This is a genomic window from Faecalicatena contorta, assembly GCF_021531995.1.
Taxonomy (GTDB): domain Bacteria; phylum Bacillota; class Clostridia; order Lachnospirales; family Lachnospiraceae; genus Dorea_A; species Dorea_A contorta_A.
The window spans coordinates 1-2,612 of record NZ_JAFBIZ010000196.1 but is presented as its reverse complement, the minus strand read 5'-3'; the positions used below and the strand labels follow the sequence as shown (position 1 = coordinate 2,612).

Annotated in this window: 2 protein-coding genes; both read right to left on the bottom strand. The window is 49.5% G+C overall.

Translation table 11 applies throughout. From position 1 onward, the window contains the following. Positions 1-94: 94 nt before the first annotated feature. Positions 95-835, bottom strand: a complete 741-nt coding sequence (locus JQM82_RS15005; RefSeq protein ID WP_235251210.1) for an ATP-binding protein — start codon at positions 833-835, stop codon at positions 95-97. Next, positions 825-2,411, bottom strand: a complete 1,587-nt coding sequence (istA, locus tag JQM82_RS15000; protein WP_235251209.1) for an IS21 family transposase — start codon at positions 2,409-2,411, stop codon at positions 825-827. Before istA ends, JQM82_RS15005 begins: the two co-directional genes overlap by 11 nt. Positions 2,412-2,612: the final 201 nt, after the last annotated feature.

The following is a 2,612-nucleotide window of genomic DNA, read 5'->3' as shown; positions in this document are numbered from 1 at the left end:
TGATTATTCCGGGCGATTAGCCCATGCGCTGAAGCGCGTTCAGCGCATGGGTATCGCCGTTTAGCAAAGGCTGGTCGCAGTTCAGCCCAGGTCATCAAGCATGTGATAAATGCTGCCGCATATTAACATCACCGGTTTCGATCCAAGTAGTGTTATGCGCGAAGCGCTCTACGATGGACTCGGCATAAGTCCCGCCTCGCAGCCGCTTGACCCAATCCTCGCGCTTATAAAGCGTACAGAAAATCGTGGACGTACTGTCAAACCGGCGTTCCGTCAATTCAAGGATAAACTCGACATCTACTTTGGACAATTCCGGCATAAGCCATTCATCCAGAACAAGCACCTTGAAAGCTGCATACTTGTTCAGCACCTTGTTCTTTCCGCCGGGAAGCACTGATTTCTCAGCGTATTCTTCCAGAAGATCAGGGAGGCGGATGTATCGGGTTTTATGTAGTTGTCTGCAGGCTTCTTTTGCCATCGCACACCCCAGGAAGGTTTTCCCAGAACTAGGATATCCCTGGAACACAACGCTGCGGCATTCGTCAACGAACCTGCAGCTAGCCAGATCTGCAATAATGCCCCTGTTGAGAGGTCGTTTGTCAATGTAAAGGATGTCGTGAATGTCTGCCTTTGGGAGCCGGAGCTTTGCAGTCTTAATCAACCGGTGTACCTTGTCGTTATACTTTCTCTGATAAACACTGTCTGTAAGGAGCTGAAAACGGTCGTCAAAGGGAAGAGCCAGCGTCTGTGTATCCTGTTGTTGTATTTCGAGTTCATCAATGAATTCGCCGATATTCATGAGGCGGAGTTTTCTTCTGGTCTCATCATTTAGCATCAGAATCCCCTCCCTTCCGGTAATAATCGCTGCCACGGAGATATCCCATGGAGGAGTCATCAGCAGAAGAATCGGAAGCGGCTTCCAGCTGTTCTTTATAACTGATGTCTTGATTCGTTGTTAGGATTGCTTTAAGGTGATGGTAACGGGGCACTTTAATCCCTCTGCTGATAGCAAGCTCACAGGCGGTTTCCAGACGGGCATCTGTATACGTTCTGCTGAGGCGGAGTATGGCAAGGCAGGGATTATAGCCCTGTTCTTTTATACCGACGCTGCCAAAGATGCGGTCGATGACCTGTCTGGTCGATTTCCCGACTGAACTTGCCCAGTTTTTGATCCGCTCGTCATCCCACTGAACGATGTTGCGAAATGCAGGCGGCATGTCTTCCGGATGCGTGGAATACTTATTCTTCATGTAATCCGGAAAGCGGTTGTGTGTCGTCAGACGCTCCCCTTTGTGATAAAGTTCCACGAAGCGGTCCGTTACTTTGAGGTCGACCTTCTTCTTCGCGTACTGGTACGGGCATGAATACCTGTTTTTCTTGTACACGACATGGAAGTCGAGGTTGACGGCACGATCATAGACCCACTCTGCAATCTCATAAGGAACATCAGGAAGCGGTCTCAGGAAATCCCGTTCTTCCTGCAGCACCTCATAACGACTCCCTTCACGTTTTTGAAATGCCTCATGGTTGAACTTATGGAGCTTGTCAGAAACAGCCTTCTTGAGCTCTGCGAAGGAGTAATACACGTCGTTACGGCATCGGGCGATGATAGACGTTGCGATCTTCCCGACAGTGCCTTCTACAGATGGTTTCTGCTTCGGCTTTCTTACACCGGCAGGCATGATTGCGGTCATGTAATGTGATCCAAGAGCCGCGTAATCATCTGTCAAAATGATCTCGCCTTCCTTTGGATGAGACACGACACCAGTTTTGAGGTTATCGCATACTGTCCGTATCGGGGCGCCGCCAAAGTACTCATACATACGGATATGGCACCGGATAAAGGTGTCCATCTTCATATCCAGACACGGTTCTACGTACGAATACTGGCTGTACGGGAGTGTTCCGACGAACAGATAGACAGTGATCAGTTCACCGTTGCTCATGTCCACGTAGTGCATAGTTGGTCCGGACCAATCGACCTCTGCCCGCTCACCGGGCTTGTGCTCGAGGTGGTTGGTGAGACGATTGGCGACAGTGAATTCGGCGTATCCCTCGTTAAACTTGGTCTTGCCCATGGGGATCTCCCCATTCCGTTCACAGCGGTCGACATACTCCTCATGGAGAAGCTTGAGGGTCACGCCTACTTTTTTCAGTTCCTGATGTACATGCTCGTAGTCAGGATCTCCGTACATGGTCTCGTTCGCAAATTTCTGCGGATAGAAAATGCGATAGACCTCCGATTCGTCAAGGACGCGGATATCATCGTAATGGATACCTTTCTCATCAGCGATGTTGAAAACCTCACTGACAGAGTGCCTTGAGATGTGTCTTGTGGATGCGATCGCACTTCGAGACAATCCTGCATCCCGAAGCTCCATGATGAGCTTCACATTAATTTTTCTGGCCATTCTTTTGGCCTCCCTTCGTTAGATTTGGAGCGATACTCCTTCTATAATTCTAACGAACGAAAGGTCAAAATGAATAAGAGTTAATAAATGGACTGATCTGCGATCGGCATGTGCCGAAACGCGGATTGTATCAAATGGGCTGATGCGCGGTCTGACTGCGCTAAACTGCGGCATGGGTGGGCCGGAGACCCGGAATAATCA